This window comes from Pantoea osteomyelitidis (genome assembly GCF_044342975.1).
GTDB lineage: Bacteria > Pseudomonadota > Gammaproteobacteria > Enterobacterales > Enterobacteriaceae > Pantoea > Pantoea osteomyelitidis.
Window position 1 is genome coordinate 466,831 of the sequence record NZ_JBGFSN010000003.1, and the last position, 15,488, is coordinate 482,318.

The 15,488-nt window shown below is 58.4% G+C and carries 14 protein-coding genes; 4 read left to right on the forward strand and 10 right to left on the reverse strand.

The genetic code is table 11. The annotated features are described in order from the left end of the window. Positions 1 to 47 precede the first annotated feature (47 nt). The 6 genes from ABU178_RS04380 to ABU178_RS04405 all read right to left on the reverse strand — a co-directional run bounded on the left by ABU178_RS04380 (position 48) and on the right by ABU178_RS04405 (position 6,952). Positions 48 to 1,097, reverse strand: coding sequence for a cyclase family protein (locus ABU178_RS04380; RefSeq protein WP_397212344.1), 1,050 nt, complete (start codon positions 1,095 to 1,097; stop codon positions 48 to 50). Next, complete coding sequence (locus ABU178_RS04385; protein ID WP_397212346.1) at positions 1,094 to 2,434, reverse strand: MFS transporter; 1,341 nt, start codon at positions 2,432 to 2,434, stop codon at positions 1,094 to 1,096. Before ABU178_RS04385 ends, ABU178_RS04380 begins: the two co-directional genes overlap by 4 nt. Positions 2,435 to 2,524: 90 nt before the next feature. Further along, the gene (locus tag ABU178_RS04390; protein WP_397212348.1) at positions 2,525 to 3,844 is read right to left on the reverse strand and encodes an MFS transporter; all 1,320 of its coding nucleotides are present in this window, start codon (positions 3,842 to 3,844) and stop codon (positions 2,525 to 2,527) included. Positions 3,845 to 3,887: 43 nt separating this feature from the next. Then, on the reverse strand, positions 3,888 to 4,841 hold the full coding sequence (locus tag ABU178_RS04395) for a phosphoglycerate dehydrogenase (RefSeq protein ID WP_397212350.1): 954 nt from the start codon (positions 4,839 to 4,841) through the stop codon (positions 3,888 to 3,890). A 60-nt stretch (positions 4,842 to 4,901) separates the two neighbouring features. Next, the gene (locus ABU178_RS04400; RefSeq protein WP_397212352.1) at positions 4,902 to 5,786 is read right to left on the reverse strand and encodes a dihydrodipicolinate synthase family protein; all 885 of its coding nucleotides are present in this window, start codon (positions 5,784 to 5,786) and stop codon (positions 4,902 to 4,904) included. Positions 5,787 to 5,803: 17 nt separating this feature from the next. Then, the gene (locus tag ABU178_RS04405) at positions 5,804 to 6,952 is read right to left on the reverse strand and encodes an iron-containing alcohol dehydrogenase (protein ID WP_397212354.1); all 1,149 of its coding nucleotides are present in this window, start codon (positions 6,950 to 6,952) and stop codon (positions 5,804 to 5,806) included. A 190-nt stretch (positions 6,953 to 7,142) separates the two neighbouring features. Between ABU178_RS04405 and dtnK the strand changes: the two genes are divergently transcribed. The 3 genes from dtnK to ABU178_RS04420 are packed head-to-tail and all read left to right on the forward strand — an operon-like array spanning position 7,143 to position 10,155. After that, positions 7,143 to 8,414 carry a D-threonate kinase gene (gene dtnK, locus ABU178_RS04410; protein WP_397212356.1) on the forward strand — a complete coding sequence of 424 codons (1,272 nt, stop codon included), beginning with the start codon at positions 7,143 to 7,145 and terminating at the stop codon, positions 8,412 to 8,414. Next, the gene (locus ABU178_RS04415) at positions 8,407 to 9,387 is read left to right on the forward strand and encodes a D-threonate 4-phosphate dehydrogenase (protein WP_397212358.1); all 981 of its coding nucleotides are present in this window, start codon (positions 8,407 to 8,409) and stop codon (positions 9,385 to 9,387) included. Before dtnK ends, ABU178_RS04415 begins: the two co-directional genes overlap by 8 nt. 6 nt (positions 9,388 to 9,393) lie before the next feature. Beyond that, positions 9,394 to 10,155 carry a DeoR/GlpR family DNA-binding transcription regulator gene (locus tag ABU178_RS04420; protein WP_397212359.1) on the forward strand — a complete coding sequence of 254 codons (762 nt, stop codon included), beginning with the start codon at positions 9,394 to 9,396 and terminating at the stop codon, positions 10,153 to 10,155. A 54-nt stretch (positions 10,156 to 10,209) separates the two neighbouring features. Here the strand turns inward: ABU178_RS04420 and speD are convergent, their stop codons facing one another. From speD to ABU178_RS04435, 3 genes are all read right to left on the reverse strand, one after another. Continuing rightward, positions 10,210 to 11,019 carry an adenosylmethionine decarboxylase gene (gene speD, locus ABU178_RS04425; RefSeq protein WP_397212361.1) on the reverse strand — a complete coding sequence of 270 codons (810 nt, stop codon included), beginning with the start codon at positions 11,017 to 11,019 and terminating at the stop codon, positions 10,210 to 10,212. Positions 11,020 to 11,047: 28 nt separating this feature from the next. Beyond that, positions 11,048 to 11,911 (reverse strand): polyamine aminopropyltransferase, encoded by an 864-nt coding sequence (gene speE, locus ABU178_RS04430; RefSeq protein WP_397212363.1) that lies wholly within the window; start codon positions 11,909 to 11,911, stop codon positions 11,048 to 11,050. Positions 11,912 to 12,021: 110 nt separating this feature from the next. After that, a complete protein-coding gene (locus ABU178_RS04435; protein ID WP_397212365.1) occupies positions 12,022 to 12,369 on the reverse strand; it encodes a YacC family pilotin-like protein in 348 nt (115 codons plus the stop codon). 177 nt (positions 12,370 to 12,546) lie between these two features. On the opposite strand from ABU178_RS04435, the gene cueO reads away from it, so the two are divergent. Continuing rightward, on the forward strand, positions 12,547 to 14,124 hold the full coding sequence (gene cueO / locus ABU178_RS04440; RefSeq protein ID WP_397212367.1) for a multicopper oxidase CueO: 1,578 nt from the start codon (positions 12,547 to 12,549) through the stop codon (positions 14,122 to 14,124). A 3-nt stretch (positions 14,125 to 14,127) separates the two neighbouring features. On the opposite strand, the gene ABU178_RS04445 is transcribed toward cueO, so the two are convergent. Beyond that, positions 14,128 to 15,411 (reverse strand): cystathionine gamma-synthase family protein, encoded by a 1,284-nt coding sequence (locus tag ABU178_RS04445; RefSeq protein ID WP_397212369.1) that lies wholly within the window; start codon positions 15,409 to 15,411, stop codon positions 14,128 to 14,130. Positions 15,412 to 15,488: the final 77 nt, after the last annotated feature.

The following is a 15,488-nucleotide window of genomic DNA, read 5'->3' on the forward strand; positions in this document are numbered from 1 at the left end:
TGGCTCTGATAAAACATAGACGGTCTGGCGGGAAAATCTTGTGGAATTTACACCGTGGCGATCGGCGTGACGGGCGAACCGACCGCGCCAGGAAGCCTTAACGGCGGGGCCGTCAGCAGAAAGGCATGGCGCTGATGTTTTGCCAGCCACTCCGCTAAAGGGCTGAGCAGCCAAAGCTCGCCAAGATAAACACCAAGTCGGAACAGGCAGAGATCGTGCAAAGGATGCGAAGGATAGAAGTCATCATTCAGCGGGCGGGCGGGCAGGATCTCAACGGCGGGATTGTCGGCAATTAACGCCACCACGCCGCTCTCCTCGACCCATTGCCGCAGTTTGCTGTCCGCGCCATCCAGCCCGGCAAAATGGCTGTTGAGATAATCCATGTCAGGTTCGCCTGCCATCGACAGGATCGCTTCATCCATTCCGGTGCGAAAACAGACCATATCCCCTGGCGCGATGGTAATGTTATCGGCAGCCAGAATCTGTTGCAGATGCTGATAGCCAAAAGAAAAACGCGCCGTGCCAAAGTGACGCTTGATATCGATCATCACCGCACGTCCCTGAATTCCCTGCTGCGCCATATTTTCAATGCCGAGCGCTTTCGCGCCCAAATGCGTGCCGTGATCGCAACCGCATCCGGCGCGGTAATCGGTTTCGCCGACGATATCCACGCCCGCGCGGTAGCCGTTATAGAAAACCATCTCTGGTTGCCCGTTGTCATTCACGTCAAACCACTGGCCCATATGCGCCAGGCTGTCCCACTGCGTGGAGTATTGCAGCGCCAGCGTAACGGTATCATCGCAAATCACATCGGTAAGATGGGCATTATCCCGTGACAGCGGATAGGTCATGTTGGCCGCTTCACCACGTCGCGTGGCGTTTAGCTGTGGCGGCGGGCGGCGCGGATTCATCGCGGTGCCGCCGGGCAAATCCAGCGGCAGGCTCAGGCAAAAGGTCTGCCCGGTGCGAACCTCGGCGACGCCTGCGCGTACTTTATCCGCGGTCAGAAGATTGAGCCGACCCAGCTGGTCGTCGGCGCCAAAATCGCCCCAGGTAGCGTGCGCAGGGCGTTTTTTCCAGCGTGAATGCGCATTCATATATTAACTCCTGTTTTACTCTGCATAGCCTGGTCCACATTGAGCTGCATCGGTTTAACGCGCGGCAACCAGAAACCATAGATGAACGCGCCAGCGATACCGACCACGCCCGCAATTTCCAGCGGAATCACAAAGGAGTGGGTAAATTGCATAATCACACCGATCATCACCGGAGAAATGATACCGGCGAGATTGGCCGCCATATTCTGGATGCCGCCGATGGTGGCGACGTTAGCGCGATTTGGCGCGACATCTGAAGGCAGTGCCCAAAGGGCGGCCGACGCGAAGGTCGCAGCAAAGTTGGCGAAGCAGAGCGCCGAAAGCGCCAGGCCCACCGTGGGCGAGAAAGCCGCCAGGCCAATCACCGCGCTGCCCAACATGCCGCCTACCAGCGGGATTTTACGCGCTACGCTGAGGGAATAGCCGCGCCGCACCAGGCTGTCTGAAAGCAGGCCGCCGCACCAGCCGCCAACGATCGCCGCCACGCCCGGCAGCATTCCCAGCAGGCCAAACTTCATCAGGGAAAGGTGGAAGGTTTCCACCAGATAGGTCGGGAACCAGGTAAAGAAAAAGTAGGAGACGAAATTGATACAGAAGAAGCCCGCCATCATCGCCTGCACGGTGCGCTGCGCCAGCAGCTGACGTACGCTCATCGGCTCGCCGGTTTGCGGATCCTGATTGGCTTCAATAAAGGCCACTTCCTGCGCTGAAACCGTTTTATGATCGCGCGGGTCGCGATACCAGAGATACCAGCCCAGCGCCCAGACAACGGCCACCACGCCGGAAATCACAAAGGTCATACGCCAGCCGACCAGCGCAATCAAAAAAGAGATCACGGGAATCGCCAGGGTGCCGCCAATTTTACTGCCGTTGTTGAAGGTGGCCGCAGCAAAGCTGCGCTCCTGGCGAGGGAACCAGCGGGTTACCGTTGAGGAGCTGGCGGGATAGCTGGGCGCTTCCACTGCGCCAAGCACAAAACGAAAACCCACCAGCGCGGCAACGCTGCTGGCGAGACCGCAGGCCGCCGTGGCCAGACCCCAGCCGAGGCTGCTGAGCGCGAAGGTGAGGCGCGGCCCCAGCCTGTCCACCAGCCAGCCGCCGGGAAGCTGAAACAGCACGTAACTCCAGAAAAAGGCGGAAAGCAGCAACCCGCTGTCAGTGGGAGAAAAATGCAGTTCCTCGCTCATAAAGGGGATCGCTACGCTCATGGCGGCCCGATCGATATAGTTGATGGCAATGCCCACTGAAAGCACCGTCAGGATGACGAAGCGGAATTTGCCGGTCTGTTTTTCACTTGCCGAAACGGTCATGGGAGACCCATTGGAATTAAGCGACATTATCGCCTCCAATTTGCGTTGTTATGGTTTGGGTGAGGTAAGGAAAACGCCGCCACGGCAGCAGCCGTTACGGCGTCAGGAACCGCTTGTTCAGGCCCGGCTTGCTACAGCAGAGTGCGCCGTCGCCCTCTTTTCATCCACAATCGGCTCGACTTTGCCCATCAGGAACAGATAATTAAGGATGCCGATCACCACCAGCGCGGCAGAGAAAACCAGCGCCCAGGTGAAGTGGCCGGTAGCGCCCACAATGGCGCCGGTGATAATCGGGCCGACCGCGCCGCCCATATTGGAAACAGTATTCTGAAGCCCCGCCACGATGGAAACGCTGTTTTGCGGCGCCACATCGCCCGGCAAGGCCCAGACCTGAGAAGCCGCCACCGTGGTGCCCGATTTAGCAATACAGAGCAGCAGCACCGTCATGAAAACCGATTCGGTAAAGGGAGCAAAGCCGATGCACAGCGCCATCAGCAGACCGATGGTCAGAAACAGCTTGCGCGTGGCGGTCAGGGAGAGCACTTTTTTATGTACCATGCGATCCGACGCCCAGCCAGCGATCACTTCGATCACCATGCCGCAAATCAGCGGCAGCGCGGCCACCATCCCCATCTTGAGAAAATCCATCCCCTTGTCTTTCACCAGATAGGTCGGCAGCCAGGTGATAAAGAAGTAGGAGGTGTAGTTAATGGTGAAGAAACCGATGCACATCGCCCAGATGTTGCGGTAGCGCAACAGCTTGTACCACTTCATTGGCCGCACGCTTTTATCGCCGTGCTTCTGCGCCTGGCCATCACGGATCAGGCTGACTTCGCTCGCGGAAATCTTTGTATGCGCTTCCGGGTTTTCGGCGTAGATGAAATACCAGGCGATGACCCAAAACAGCCCGAGTCCGCCAATGACCAGAAAGGTAATCCGCCAGTCGAACATGGCGATCATCCAGACGATCAAGGGCATCGCCACCGCGCCGCCAAATTTCGAGGCGCTGTCGAACAGGCCGGACACGGTAGCGCGCTCGCGATCCGGGAACCAGCGTGCGGTGATGCCGGCATTGCTGGGGTAAGCCGCCGCTTCGCCCACGCCCAACGCCAGGCGCAGCGCCAGCAGAGATTTAAAGCCGGTCGCCAGCCCCATCGCCATCGTCGCAACAGACCACCAACCCACCGCGATCCCTAAGCCTTTTTTCTGACCGAAGCGATCGGCAAACCAGCCCGCCGGGATTTGCAGCAGCGCATAAGACCAGAAAAAGGCGGCCATGATAAAGCCCATCATTTCCGGGTTGATCTCCAGCTCCTTGATCAGGTGCGGAGCCGCCGCAGAGAGTACGGTACGGTCAATGTAGTTAATGGCGATAGCCAGCCACATCAGGCCGGCGATCCACCAGCGAATACGGGTCGCGCTCAGGGTGTTGTTCATAATAATAATCACCTGAAGGTAGGATTGCAGGGTAGGGCGGCGCTTACGCCAGCCCGTTCATGACGTTCATCGGGCGCTCGCCCTGGGTAATAGATTGCAAAATCTGCTGTACGCAGCGTTCGCCAATCGCGCTAATCGCGCCGTCGGTGTAACCGGCGATATGCGAGGTGGGAATAAAATTGGCCAGCGAAAAGAGCGGATGCGTCTCCAGCGGCTCCTGTACGAAAACGTCTGCCGCCGCACCGGCGATCACGTTGTCCTGTAGCGCGTGGAACAGATCCTGTTCATTCACCACGCCGCCGCGCGAAACGTTGATCAGAAAAGCGCTCTTTTTCATGCGTCCGATGCGCGCGCGGTCAAACAGGTTGCGGGTCTCGTCAGTGAGCGGCGTGTGCAGCGTGATAAAATCGCTCGCTTCGGTGAGCCGATCCATGCTGACAAATTCAATGTTGTGTTCAGCGGCAAATTTCTCATCCGGGTAAAAGTCGAAGGCGATAACGCGCATGTTGAAGCCTTTGGCGCGCAGCGCCACCTGCTTGCCGATATTTCCCAGACCAATAATGCCCAGCGTTTTGCCATAAACATCGGTAGCGAAAATACGCGGCCAGTGACCTGCACGCGTCTCAAAGGCCGCCTGCGTCACCTGACGGGCACTGTTCAGGATCAGCGCAAAGGCGAAATCGGCGACCGCATGCTTATTGGCGTCCGGCACGTTGGTGACGTAAATGTCGCGCGCGCGCGTCGCTTCCAGATCGATATTATCGACGCCGACGCCGTGCTTGCAGACAATCTTCAGATTGGGCGCGTTTGCCAGCAGCGCATCGTTGACGTTGGTAAAGGCCACGATCATCGCGACGGTTTCCGCCAGATGCGGTTCCAGTGCGGAGAGCGGCGCATCGGCGGCCAGAGTAATCAGCTCGAAGCCGTTCTGTTTCAAAGTCTCGATCGGCGTCGCATCATATTTGGCGAAGGACGGCGAGGTGCAAATCACTTTCATAAGGCTTTCCGGTGTTGAAATGTTAACGGGCAAGGGCAGCAACCGCTGCCCTGACGGCCATTACTGCAGGTACTGATTCACAATCTGACGAATCTTCTGCTCGTCATCGTTGCTGAAGCTCACCGCGTAGCGGCTTTCGCCGACGTCGTGGCCCAGCAGCGCCAGCGCTTTTTTCACCGCGGCAGGTGAAAAGGCGACGCTGTAAAGATCGGTGCGCAGGCCGGTAACGCTCTCCTGCGCCTCGCGGGATCCTGCGATATCGCCTGCCTGGAAACGTGTCCAGATGGCATTAATCGCCTCGGGCGCCACATTAGCGAGGCCGGAAATGCAGGCGGAACAGCCATCGACGAAGCCCTGATGGATCAGCGAATCCGGGCCGTTCAGCACGTCAAAGTTGTCGATGCCGTCGGCCGCTTTCAGGAAGCCGCTCAGGCTCTCATAGCTGCCAGCGCTGTCTTTAATGCCGATGATGTTGGGATGCGCGGCCAGAGTACGTACCGTATCCGGCTGTAGGGTATTGCCGGTACGCGCCGGAATGTTATAAAGAAACAGCGGGACCTCAAGGGCATCGGCGACGGTCTGATAGTGATAAATCAGCTCCGTCTGCTTGAGCGGCACAAACCAGGGGGTGATAACCGATACGGCATCAACGCCCAGCTTCGCCGCCTGTTTGCCGAGACGGATGGTTTCACGCGTGGAGATTTCGCCCACGTGTGCCACCACCGGTGCGCGGCCGTTAACCTCATCCAGACAGGTCTCGGTCACCGCCAGCTTTTCCTGCTCGTTCAGGACGAAGAATTCCCCATTGGTGCCGCCGCAAAAAATTCCGTTGCCAGCATCCAGCTGGCGCTTAACCTGGACGCGCTGGGCTGCCGGATTAAAGGCGCCGTCACGGTCAAAGGCGGTGACAATGGCGGTCAGTACGCCGTTAATTTTCTTATTCATCTCTTCCTCGCAATCCTTTAGTGATTCAGGGTGGGAAACAGGGTCAGATAGACATCGCGCACGTCGTTAGCGCTGACGGACGCAGGCACGTTTTTCATCAGGCGCTGCACATCCAGCGCCGCTTCCACCAGGTAAGGCAAGTGATCCGGGCCGATGCCCAGCTCATCCAGGCTGGCCGGCAGCTTGAGACGCTTCACCAGCGCAGCGAAGTACTCCACCAGCGCGTGAGATTTGGCGTCGTCATCCAGAGAGCGGTCAGCATCAGGCAGCAGATCGTACGCCTGGGCGAATTTCGCCACCGCCGCCGGACGGACAAAGCGCATGCAGGGCGCCAGCAGAATGGCGTTCGCCACGCCGTGCGGAATATGATATTTGCCGCCCAGCGGATAGCTCATGGCATGCACCAGATGGGTGCCCGCATGGGCGATGGCCGCGCCGCCGTAGTATGACGCCCAGAGCATATCGAGACGCGCCTGCAGGTTGTCCGGCTCGGCGACCGTCTTCTCCAGACTGGCGAACAGCTTTTTCATGCCGATCAGGGCGTAGTTATCGCTGACCGGATTGGCGACGGTAGCGGTAAAGCACTCAATCAGGTGACAAAGGGCATCAATGCCGGTCGAAGAGGCGATATGCGCGGGCATGCTGGTGGTAAGCTCCGGCACCAGCGCCACATAGTCGGGCAGCATCACAGGGGTAATGATGCCGACTTTGGTCTCTTTTTCCGGGATCGCCAGGATCGCGTTCGGCGTGGCTTCCGAGCCGGTTCCGGCGGTGGTGGGAATCAATAAAGAAGTGGTGCGCGACTGCGGTTTCTCACCGGCCAGCAGCGCATCCAGCGTGGGCGCGCCCGCAACGCAAAGCACGGAGAGCAGCTTGGCGACATCCAGTACGCTGCCGCCGCCCACGCCGATCACCAGATCGATATCGCGCGTCGGCAGCGCGGCAACAATCGCGGCCACGTCATGCTGGCTGGGTTCCGGCGGAACGCTGTTCACCAGGCTCAGGCTGGCGATCTGGCCGCGCAGCTGCTGGATGAACGCCTGAACGGCGGGAATAGCTTCAATATTCTTGTCGGTGACCAGCAGCGCTTTTTGCTTACCCTGCAAAAGATAGCTCACATCATTAAGCGCCTGATAACCACTGAGCACCGTGCTGTTGATATTCATCTCGTTACCCTTTCTCCTGCGACGTTTCGATCGCCTGATTGGTTTTGCTCATACCAGTGCGGCATGTATCACTTACTGTGGAGAAGTTATAGGGCATCCTGATTTCAATTAATTTGATCTTGCTCACATATAATCAATCGTGATTGAATATAATCATCCCAGCGGCAAACAGCCGGAACCAGGAGAGAAGATGAAGCAGCAGCAATGGACCACACCCGTACTGGCGATCGCCGACGACTTTACCGGCGCAAACGATGCCGGAAGCGGACTGGCGCGAGCCGGCGCCAGGGTGCATGTGCTGTTCAACAGCGACGCGCCGGTTGCACCCGGCGCAGCGGACGTTTGGGTGATCAGTACCGACAGCCGCGCCTTGTCAGCCGCCGAGGCGGCAAAGCGCACCACGCAGGCCGTGCGTCAACACCAGGACCTGGCGATACGTGGATGGCTGTTTAAGAAGATCGACTCTACGCTGCGCGGCAATCCCGGCGCGGAGATTGCCGCCGCCCTGCAGGCCGCCGGTAAATCGCTGGCGCTGGTGGTTGCGGCGGTGCCGAAGCTGGGGCGCACCACACGTAACGGCGAGGTATTGATTAATGGCCGCCTGCTTACGGAAACCGAGTTCGCCAGCGATCCCAAAACGCCCGTGCTCAGCGCCAGCGTGCTGGCGGCTCTGCAGGCGCAGAGCGATTTGCCTGGCGCGGTGCTCGACCTGGCTGCGCTGCGCGCGCCGGGACTGGCGGCCAGGCTGGCCGGTAAGCAGGGTTTTCTGGTGGTGGATGCGGAGAGCGATGAGGATATCGCCTGCCTGATGGCCGCCGCCGCAGAGCTGGAGGAGAAGCCGCTGCTGGCGGGAGCGGCCGGGCTGAGCGATGCGCTCGGCGCCTGGCTCTCCACCCGCAGGCCGCGGCCGGTACTGGCGATGGTGGGTTCCATGAGCGCTATCGCACAACAGCAGATCGACCGTTTAGCGCAGCAGCGGCGCGTCACGCTGGTGGATATCGATATTCGCCAGCTCTTTTCCCGGCCCGCCTGGCGCGACCGCGCCTTCTGGATCGAACAAGCGCTGGATGCGCTACGGCGCGGAGAACATACGGTGATTCGCACCTGCCAGTACGCCGGGCAGCGTCATGAGATTGCCGCGCTCTGCGAGCAGCATCAGCACTCGCGTCAACAGCTGGGAGAGCAGATTTGTCAACTGCTGGGCGAGCTGGCGCAGGCGATTTGCCAGCACGCTGAACCGGCCGGGCTTTATCTTTCCGGCGGCGATGTGGCGCTGGCCGTTGCAAAAGCGCTGGGAGCTAACGGGTTTCAGATTCAGGGCCTGATCGCGGGCTGCGTCCCGCACGGGTTTTTACTAAACAGTCACTCACACCTGCCGGTGATGACCAAAGCCGGTGGCTTTGGTGATGAAAACACCCTGGTAGAAGCCATTCGTTTTATTGAGGAGATGTCGAATGAGTAAGGTTATAGCGGTCACCATGGGCGATCCGGCGGGCATTGGCCCGGAAATCATCATCAAATCACTGGCGGAAGGCGCGCTTTCCGGCGCACCGGCGGTTGTGGTGGGCTGCGCCAGCACGCTGCACCGTATCATGGGCATGGCGATCACGCCGCAGGCGGAGCTGCGCGTGCTGGAGCGCGTCAGCGATGCGCATTTCGCGCCGGGCATCATCAATATTATCGACGAGCCGCTGGCCGATCCGGATGCGCTGAAGCCGGGCGTGGTGCAGAAAGCGGCAGGGGATTTAGCCTATCGCTGCGTCAAACGCGCCACCGAACTGGCGCTGGCGGGAGAAGTGCAGGCGATCGCCACCGCGCCGCTGAATAAAGAGGCGCTGCATTCGGCAGGGCATATCTATCCGGGCCATACCGAGCTGCTGGCGAAACTCACCGACAGCAAAAATTACGCCATGGTGCTTTATACCGATCGCCTGAAGGTGATCCATGTCACTACCCATATCGCCCTGCGTAAATTCCTCGATACCCTGAACCGCGAACGCGTAGAGACGGTGATCGGCATGGCGGATACCTTTCTGCGTCGCGTCGGCTACAGCAACCCACGTATCGCCGTAGCGGGCGTCAATCCGCACGCCGGGGAGAATGGCCTGTTTGGCGACGAAGAAATCAACATCGTCGGTCCTGCTATCGAAGCGATGAAAGCGCAGGGTATCCAGGCCAGCGGCCCTTGCCCGCCCGACACGGTTTACCTGCAGTGCTACGAAGGGCAGTACGATATGGTGGTGGCGATGTATCACGATCAGGGACACATTCCGCTGAAGCTGCTGGGTTTTTACGACGGCGTGAATATTACGGCGGGCCTGCCCTTTATCCGCACCTCGGCTGACCACGGCACGGCTTTTGATATCGCATGGACAGGTAAAGCGAAGTCTGAGAGCATGGCGATCTCAATTGAACTCGCGATGCAGCTTGCATAAGGAAATATGACAGGACAAAGCCGCCTCGATCAGATTATGGATTACCTGAAAAGCCATAATCTGGTCACCGTTGACCAACTGGTGAGCGCGATTAACGCGTCGCCAGCCACTATTCGCCGCGATCTGATTAAGCTGGATAAAGAGGGCGTTATCAGCCGGACGCACGGCGGCGTGACCCTTAACCGTTTCATTCCTTCCCAGCCTACCACGCTGGAAAAAATGCAGCGTAACCTGGTTGAAAAGCAGGCTATTGCCCGAAGTGCCGCCACATTTGTGCAGGCGGGCGATGCGGTGGTGCTGGATGCCGGGACTACCATGCTGGAGCTGGCGCGTCAGCTGACGCACCTGCCGCTGCGCGTGATTACCGCCGATCTGCATATCGCGTTGTTTCTTTCTGAGTTTAAACAGATTGAGGTGACCATTATCGGCGGGCGCATCGATGACTCCAGCCAGTCCTGCATTGGTGAGCACGGACGACGCCTGCTGCGCGCCATCAACCCCGATATCGCCTTTGTCAGTTGCAACTCCTGGAGCCTGGATCGCGGCATCACCACGCCAACCGAAGAGAAGGCCGGACTGAAGCAGGATCTACTGGCAAACGCCCGTCGGCGCGTGCTGCTGGCGGACAGCAGTAAATATGGTTCTTGGTCGCTGTTCTGCGCCTCGCCGCTGGCTAACCTCACCGATATCGTCACCGATCAGCGGCTGGATAGCGAGGTTTGCCGCAGCCTGCGGGAGCGCGGCATTACGCTGATGCTGACGGCGTAACCGCAATAAAAAAGGGCATCCGTTGATGCCCTCTGTTTTTGCCTCAGACCAACCTTACTGCGTTTTCAGGCCCACGGCGGGAATATTGCGGCCGTAGTAGATCTCACGCATCTCTTTCCACAGCAGGTCGGTGATGCGCTTGTGCTCTTCGGCGCTCAGCTCTTCCGGTTTGGTGTGGAAAAGATAGTGTTTAAGGTCGAACTCTTTCAGCAACATCTTGGTGTGAAACATGTTTTCCTGATAAACGTTCACATCCATCATGTCATACATCGACTTCATATCTTCCGACATAAAGTTCTGAATCGAGTTGATTTCATGATCGATAAAATGCTTTACACCGTTGATATCGCGGGTAAATCCCCGGACGCGATAATCAATGGTAACGATGTCCGACTCCAGCTGATGGATAAGGTAGTTCAGCGCTTTCAGCGGGGAAATCACGCCGCAGGTGGAGACTTCGATATCGGCGCGGAAGGTGCAGAGTCCGCCTTCCGGATGGCTTTCCGGATAGGTATGCACGCAGATATGGCTCTTATCCAGGTGGGCGACCACGGAGTTCGGCAGCGGGCCGGGATGTTCCGAGTTATCGATATCTTTCGGATCGATCGGCTCTTCGCTCACCAGAATGGTGACGCTCGCGCCCTGGGGTTCATAATCCTGGCGCGCGATGTTCAGCACGTTGGCGCCAATGATCGAGCAGGTTTCCGTCAGGATTTCAGTGAGACGGTTGGCGTTATATTGCTCATCAATATAGGCAATGTAACCGTCGCGTTCAGCTTCAGTATTCGCATAGCAGATATCGTAAATACAAAAACTCAGGCTTTTCGTCAGGTTGTTGAAGCCATGTAGTTTCAGCTTTTGCAATTTCGTTCACCCCCTTATAAATGCCCGATCAGCGCGCGTCTGACAGTGCATTCAGCAGATATTGCGGCAGAGCAAAGCTGCCCGTATGGATTGCCGGATTGTAATAACGGCAGTTCAGGCCTGCGGCCGCAAAACGCGCCTGCAGGGTTGCTGCGTCAAGCTGGCGCAGCGCCGGATTGTCGCTCGCCCAGGCAAAGGTCATGATGCCGCCGTAGTAGGTCGGAATCGCTGCCTGGTAGAAGCTGACGTCGGCAAAATAGTTTCCCAGCTTGCGGTGGCTGTTGATCGCCTCGTCCTGCTGTAAAAAGCAGACGCCGTTCTGCGCAACGAAAATACCGTTTTCATTCAGGGCATTTTTGCAACCAGCATAGAATTCTGAGGTGAAGAGGCTCTCGCCCGGCCCGATGGGATCGGTACAGTCAGAGATGATCACGTCGAATTTGTCGCGGGTCTGGTTAACGAAGTTGACGCCATCGTCAATCACCAGGGTGAAACGCGCATCCTCATAGGCGCCAGCGCTGTGGTTGGGCAGATACTGCTTGCAGAAGGTCACCACGCCCGCATCGATCTCCACCATGGTGATTTTGTCGATTTGGCTATGGCGGGAAACTTCGCGCAGCATCGCGCCGTCGCCGCCGCCGATAATCAGCACGCTTTTTGCTGCCCCATGCGCCAGAATGGGTACGTGGGTCATCATTTCGTGATAGATAAACTCATCACGTTCGGTGGTTTGTACCACACCATCCAGCGCCATAACGCGACCAAAAGCCGCATTTTCGAAGATAATTAAATCCTGATGCGCGGTTTTTTCCCGGTAAAGCACCTTGTCGACCGTGAAATATTGTCCAAAACCGGCATGAAGGGTTTCATACCACATTTCATGTTGGGCCATGGTGGGGGCTCTCCTCTGATGACATCACCCTGAAAAATGGGCGGAACATCATAGCTAACTCTGACCGTGGTTGCACGGTCAAATTATCAGCAGAGAGGCGGGGCGGCGGGTTACTTCACGTAGGCAAGCAGGCTCAGGGAGTCGCGCGCCAGCGACTTACACTTTTTGTCATTGGCGATGGCGATGCCGCTCAGATCGCGGTAGCTCGCTTCACCCAGCGCTTTCATGTTGTAGCTGCCGTAGTTGCTTAAATCCCAACGGTTTTGCTGGGCGAAGAAGACCAGCGCCTTACGGATTTGCGCATCCGGCAGATCCTGGTAGCCACAGTCATTTTTCAGGTAGACAAACACGGCGGTAAGATCGGCCAGATCTTCCGCTTCCGATTCACTCAGGGCAAAGCTGGTGGAGGAGAAGCCAAGGAGTCCCGACAGCAGCAGGATCTTGATGCTTTTCTTCATGATGGTTCTCAATAAGGGATAGTGATCTGACGTTAGCACAGTTGCCGACAGGATTCCGATAATTTTGACCTGAGCGGGCAGGCTGGTTATTTTTTGGTACCGATCTGTTATCTCAGCTTGACCCTCCCGTTGGGGAAGGGTTTAGTCTGACGCTTTTACCGCTACAAGGATGAGATTATGCAACGCCGCCAATTCCTGAAACTCTCCGCTGTGCTTAGCGCCGCAGGGGCACTGCCGCTCTGGAGTCGCTCTCTGCTGGCCGCGACACGCCCGCTGCTGCCGGTTCCCTCGCTGCTCGAGCCGGATGCGCGCGGTCACTATAACCTGACGGCGATGACCGGCAGCACGCGGTGGCAGGATAAAGAGGTGCCGAGCTGGGGCTATAACGGCAGCCTGCTCGGTCCGGCGCTGGTGCTGGAGCGCGGCAAGGCGGTGACGGTGAACATCCATAACCGGCTGCCGGAAGCCACCACCGTGCACTGGCACGGGCTGGAGGTGGCGGGCGAGGTGGATGGCGGTCCCCAGGCGCGTATCGAACCGGGTGCGTCGCGTCAGGTAACTTTTACCCCCGATCAGCCTGCCGCTACCTGCTGGTATCATCCTCATTTGCATGGCAGAACCGGCTATCAGGTGGCGCAGGGACTGGCGGGATTGGTGGTGCTGAAGGATGTGGCGTCCGCTAAGATACGGCTGCCAGGCCAGTGGGGCGAAGATGACGTGCCGCTGATCTTCCAGGATAAGCAGCTCAGCGCGGACAGCAGCCGCATCGACTATCAGCTTGATATCATGCGCGCCGCAGTCGGCTGGTTCGGCACTCTGATGTTGACCAATGGCGTGCAGTATCCGCAGCACGCGGTGCCGCGCGGCTGGCTGCGCCTGCGCCTGCTGAACGGCTGCAATGCCCGTTCGCTGCACATCGCCGCCAGCGACCAGCGACCGTTTTACGTGATCGCCAGCGACGGCGGCCTGCTGGCGGAGCCGGTAAAAGTGGCGTCGCTGCCGCTGCTGCCGGGCGAACGTTTCGAAATCATGGTGGATACCAGCGACGGCAAAGCCTTTGATCTGGTGACGCTGCCGGTTGAGCAGATGGGCATGACGCTGGCGCCGTTCGACCAGCCGCTGCCGCTGGTGCAGATTCTGCCGCTCAGGGTGCAGGCGAGCGCCATTCTGCCCGACAGTCTGGCGACGCTGCCGCCGCTGCCGACAACTGAGGGGCTGAATACGCGCTGGTTACAGCTGATGATGGATCCGCAGCTCGACCAACAGGGCATGCAGGCGCTGATGCAGCGCTACGGCCACGGCGCAATGGGCGGCATGAAAATGGATCGCAGTATGCCGATGGATCACAGCATGAAAATGGATCACAACATGCCAATGGATCATGGCGATCATGGCCAGTCCGGCTACGACTTCCATAACGGCAATAAGATCAACGGCCAGGCGTTTAATATGGCGAAGCCGATGTTTAACGTCGCGCCGGGCACTTTTGAAAAATGGACCATCTCCGGCGAAGGCGATCAGATGCTGCATCCTTTCCATATCCACGGTGCCCAGTTCCGCATTCTGTCGGAAAATGGCAAGCCGCCTGCGCCGCACCGTCAGGGATGGAAGGATATGGTAAACGTTGACGGCTGGCGCAGCGAAGTGTTGGTGCGCTTTAACCACCGGGCCACGGCGGAACACGCCTATATGGCCCACTGTCACCTGCTGGAGCATGAAGATACTGGCATGATGCTCGGCTTCAGTGTCGGCTGAGGGTTACGCCTGTTCCAGCGCCAGGCGAATATCTTCCACCAAATCGTCGGCGTTTTCGATGCCGATCGACAGACGGAGGGTAGCATCGCTAATGCCGATGCGCTGGCGTACCTCGATCGGCACGCCCGAATGGGTGGTGCTGGCGGGATGGCTGGCCAGCGACTCGGTGCCGCCCAGGCTGACCGCCAGCTTAAACAGCCCCAGCGCATTCAAAAAGCGGAATGCCGCCTCTTGTCCGCCGCGAATATCAAAGGAGAAGGTGGAGCCTGCGCCCTGGCACTGAGTATGGAAGGTTCTGCCCGCCGGGCTGTCTTTATCCAGAAACGAGAGCCAGTGCAACTTTTCCACCTTTGCGTGATCGCGCAGAAAGGCCGCCACCGTTTCGGCATTGCGCCAGGCTTTCTCCATACGCAGCGACAGCGTTTCCAGCGAACGGCTAATCATCCAGCTGGAGTGCGGATCGAGCTGCGTGCCGATGGCGCTGCGCAGCGCACGAATCTGCGTCATCACCGCCTTGCTACCCATTGCCGCGCCGGCAATCAAATCGGAATGGCCGCCGACATACTTCGTTAGCGAATAGAGCGAAATATCCGCGCCGAGCGCCAGCGGACGCTGAAACAGCGGGCCGAGCAGCGTGTTGTCGCAGGCCACATAAGGGCGCGAACCCTGCTGCTGCGCAATCTCATCCGCCACGCGCGCCATCAGAGCGATATCCACCAGGCTATTGGTGGGGTTAGCGGGCGTCTCCACCAGAATCAGCGCAACCCGACCCTGCGCCATGGCGCGGCGAGCAGCGTCGCGCACTTTCGCCTCGTCATTGCCGTCGCTAAAGCCAACCGCCTGAATCGACAGATTATGAAACGTCTTGCTCAGCAGGGTTTCCGTGCCGCCATACAGCGGCTGTGAATGCAAAATTACCTCGCCGGGACGCGCAAAGGCCAGCAGGGCAGTGGAGATAGCTGACATGCCGGAGGAAAACAGCGCACAGCTCTCCGCCCCTTCATAAACCGCCAGCCGATCCTCAACAATCTCGCTGTTGGGATGGTTAAAACGTGAATAAACCAGCCCGCCGCTTTTACCTTCCGGTGGCTCACGTCGGCCCGCGACATAATCGAAGAAATCGCGTCCCTCTTCCGCGCTGTTAAATACAAAGGTCGAGGTCAGGAATACTGGCGGCTTAACCGCACCCTCCGACAGACGCGGATCGTAACCGTAGTTAAGCATCTGTGTTTCCGGATGCAGGGGACGGGTGCCGATATGAGTTTTCTTGTGCGATGAAGATGACATGAGATCTCCTCTCGGGAAGGCCAGTTATACAAGGTTATGTTGAGCATACGCTACCATGCAGGGGATTGTGCCGGGAA

Excerpts from the sequence above, each read along its gene's own strand:
- ABU178_RS04400 (WP_397212352.1), bottom strand. The coding sequence starts at position 5,786 with ATGAATAAGAAAATTAACGGCGTACTGACCGCCATTGTCACCGCCTTT.
- ABU178_RS04420 (WP_397212359.1), top strand. The coding sequence starts at position 9,394 with ATGACAGGACAAAGCCGCCTCGATCAGATTATGGATTACCTGAAAAGC.
- ABU178_RS04415 (WP_397212358.1), top strand. The coding sequence starts at position 8,407 with ATGAGTAAGGTTATAGCGGTCACCATGGGCGATCCGGCGGGCATTGGC.
- speE (WP_397212363.1), bottom strand. The coding sequence starts at position 11,911 with ATGGCCCAACATGAAATGTGGTATGAAACCCTTCATGCCGGTTTTGGA.
- ABU178_RS04385 (WP_397212346.1), bottom strand. The coding sequence starts at position 2,434 with ATGTCGCTTAATTCCAATGGGTCTCCCATGACCGTTTCGGCAAGTGAA.
- ABU178_RS04380 (WP_397212344.1), bottom strand. The coding sequence starts at position 1,097 with ATGAATGCGCATTCACGCTGGAAAAAACGCCCTGCGCACGCTACCTGG.
- ABU178_RS04435 (WP_397212365.1), bottom strand. The coding sequence starts at position 12,369 with ATGAAGAAAAGCATCAAGATCCTGCTGCTGTCGGGACTCCTTGGCTTC.
- ABU178_RS04390 (WP_397212348.1), bottom strand. The coding sequence starts at position 3,844 with ATGAACAACACCCTGAGCGCGACCCGTATTCGCTGGTGGATCGCCGGC.
- ABU178_RS04395 (WP_397212350.1), bottom strand. The coding sequence starts at position 4,841 with ATGAAAGTGATTTGCACCTCGCCGTCCTTCGCCAAATATGATGCGACG.
- ABU178_RS04445 (WP_397212369.1), bottom strand. The coding sequence starts at position 15,411 with ATGTCATCTTCATCGCACAAGAAAACTCATATCGGCACCCGTCCCCTG.
- cueO (WP_397212367.1), top strand. The coding sequence starts at position 12,547 with ATGCAACGCCGCCAATTCCTGAAACTCTCCGCTGTGCTTAGCGCCGCA.
- ABU178_RS04405 (WP_397212354.1), bottom strand. The coding sequence starts at position 6,952 with ATGAATATCAACAGCACGGTGCTCAGTGGTTATCAGGCGCTTAATGAT.
- dtnK (WP_397212356.1), top strand. The coding sequence starts at position 7,143 with ATGAAGCAGCAGCAATGGACCACACCCGTACTGGCGATCGCCGACGAC.